This window comes from Vibrio sp. 1-Bac 57, from assembly GCF_037546855.1.
Classification (GTDB): Bacteria; Pseudomonadota; Gammaproteobacteria; order Enterobacterales; family Psychromonadaceae; genus Psychromonas.
The window spans coordinates 1-2,372 of sequence record NZ_JALAAC010000080.1 but is presented as its reverse complement, the minus strand read 5'-3'; the positions used below and the strand labels follow the sequence as shown (position 1 = coordinate 2,372).

Sequence of the window (2,372 nt, the reverse complement as noted above, 5' to 3'; positions counted from 1 at the left end):
GATGAAATGTAAGCGTAAATTTAACCCACCTGCACGAATTAATGCCAGTATGCTAAGTGCTCATTTTTAACATTCCATGGAAGTAAACTCTCAAACTGCTCAATTGTTTCAACCAATGGTAGTTCTTTGATGATATATGACAGGTAAGCATACGGCTCAAGTTCATTGGCTTTCGCGGTTTCAATCATACTGTAGATCGCGGCGCTTGCATTGGCTCCTTTGACGCTGTTCGAATGCAACCAATTCTTGCGGCCAACAACAAACGGGCGAATAGCATTTTCAGCCGCATTATTATCAAGCGGAATAATACCGTCCTCCAAGAAGCGCGTTAAGCGCACCCAATTATTATTGAGGTAGCGTAATGCGATACCCAGTTTAGAGGTAACGTTAACTTGTGTTAATGACGTTTCTAGCCAGACTTGCATCTCTTCAATAATCGGTGAAGATTTATCCTGACGAGCTTGCTGTTTTTGCTCTGCTGGCAGTGCGTTGATTGATGTTTCAATTCGGTAAAGCTTCGCGATATAGTTAATTGCAACCTGTGCTTTGCCTGACTTTTTCTTTTGAACCTTCAGTGCTTCATCGAATTTTCGACGCGCATGCGCCCAACAACCGACTCGCGTTATATTACCTTTTTTGCATGCCGCGTTATAACCTGAGTAATCGTCTGTAACAAGATAACCATCAAAGCCATCAAGCAATTGAACAGGTACATGACCCGCTCTCGAGGGCGAGTAATCAAATAAAATAACACGTTGGCCAATAGCGCCCGCAACACCCACCCACATATAAGAGAGTGATTGCGCTGTTTTACCTGGCTCATTCAACACTTGATAACGGGTTTCATCATAATGTATCAGTCGATGACCGACTAAATAGTCTCGCATTAAGTTAACCAACGGGATAAATAATGTCCCCACCTTTATCATCCAGTTTGCAAGTGTTGCCCGGGGAATATCGATACCATGACGCTTAAAAATATTTTCTTGCCGATATAAAGGCAATGCATCCTGGTATTTGCTAATGGCGACATATGCCAGCAACCCCGGTGTAGCATTGCTTTTCGGAATGGCTTGTTTCGGCATACTCGCTGTTTTTATTCCCTGTTCGCAAGCGCGGCAACCGTACTTTATGCGGATGTTTTTGATAACACGTATCGTGGCGGGGATGATTTCTAATTGCTCTGATATTTCTTCGCCAATTTTATGTAAAGCATGACCATCATAAGCGCACTCTTTTTCATCATCAGCTAAGTCGTGGACAACTTCAATGCGTGGTAAATGAGCGGGAAGAGGTTTACGCCCTGCCTTTTTACGCTCATAGCCTGGAATAGTGACAACATCCGTTTGCAGCGCGTCTTCCTCTTCAACAAGTGATTCTGCTTCATCAAAGAGTTCGCCTTGTTGCGGGTTTTGTTTTTCACTTGATGTGCCAAATCGTTGGTGGCGAGCCAAGCGCAGTTGCTCAATTAAACTATCGAGTTTGCTTTGCAGTTTTCCTATTTCATTATCTTTTTCAAGCAACAGTGCCTGAAGTGTATCAATGTCTGTAGGTAGTTGTTTTGACTTGTTTTTCATGACTTATATTATACCAAAGTGGTATAAAAAAGCATCATAAAACCGTCTCATAATGTAAGGTTTTATGGGGTTTCATCGCAAAAACATCATAGCCATCGAGTAACCAGTTTAGCTGTTCGCCACTTAATGTGATCAGTGAATTTTTGTCCTTTAACGGCCATTTAAAACGGGCCTTATCGAGTGTTTTTAGCCATAAAATAAAGCCTGTTTTATCCCACGCCAATATTTTTATTTTATCGCGTCGTTTGTTGGTAAAGACAAATAACTGCTCTGAAAATGGATCAAGGCATAGCGTCTCCTCAACGATAACGGCGAGTCCGTTAATTGCCTTTCTAAAATCGACTGGCTCACGGCAAAGGTAAACATTAGAAATTGACTTACTTGGTCTGATCATAATTGGCTCGCATAGGTAAATATTGATGAGAGCTCAGTGCTCGGTAATTCAATAACCACACCGTTGGGTAATGATATCCGGCAAAGGGCTTTTGACGTATCGCTTTGTATTGCAGAAAGAGAAACCGGGACAAGCTTTTTATTATTTCCAGTTTCAGGTAAAGCTCCTTTTTGACGCAAAACCGCACGATTGTGATAAAACAGCTTTAAATTCAAATGATGCCGTTTCGCATATTCAACCATTGATATGCCTTGAAGCTCAGCTTGCTGCGCATGCTGCAACCATTCTTGCTGTTTTTGGGTTAGTTGTATCTCTTGCATAGTTACCACCTCAGTTAAATGAAAGTGGCATGATCTCAGTTATCGATGAAATATTTTAGGTGGGGGTTAATTTGCGCTTAC

At 41.8% G+C, this 2,372-nt stretch carries 3 protein-coding genes; all 3 read right to left on the bottom strand.

Going from position 1 to position 2,372, the window contains the following annotated elements:
• Nucleotides 1–38 precede the first annotated feature (38 nt).
• The 3 genes from tnpC to tnpA are packed head-to-tail and all read right to left on the bottom strand — an operon-like array spanning nt 39 to nt 2,291.
• A complete protein-coding gene (gene tnpC, locus MT391_RS20530; protein ID WP_028870291.1) occupies nt 39–1,577 on the bottom strand; it encodes an IS66 family transposase in 1,539 nt (512 codons plus the stop codon).
• A gap of 34 nt (nt 1,578–1,611) precedes the next feature.
• The gene (tnpB, locus tag MT391_RS20525; RefSeq protein WP_028870292.1) at nt 1,612–1,971 is read right to left on the bottom strand and encodes an IS66 family insertion sequence element accessory protein TnpB; all 360 of its coding nucleotides are present in this window, start codon (nt 1,969–1,971) and stop codon (nt 1,612–1,614) included.
• Nucleotides 1,968–2,291 (bottom strand): IS66 family insertion sequence element accessory protein TnpA, encoded by a 324-nt coding sequence (gene tnpA / locus MT391_RS20520; protein WP_499499935.1) that lies wholly within the window; start codon nt 2,289–2,291, stop codon nt 1,968–1,970. Before tnpA ends, tnpB begins: the two co-directional genes overlap by 4 nt.
• Nucleotides 2,292–2,372: the final 81 nt, after the last annotated feature.

What these genes read in the sequence shown, in the direction of transcription:
- tnpC (WP_028870291.1), bottom strand. Translation starts at nt 1,577, where the DNA reads ATGAAAAACAAGTCAAAACAACTACCTACAGACATTGATACACTTCAG.
- tnpB (WP_028870292.1), bottom strand. Translation starts at nt 1,971, where the DNA reads ATGATCAGACCAAGTAAGTCAATTTCTAATGTTTACCTTTGCCGTGAG.
- tnpA (WP_499499935.1), bottom strand. Translation starts at nt 2,291, where the DNA reads ATGCAAGAGATACAACTAACCCAAAAACAGCAAGAATGGTTGCAGCAT.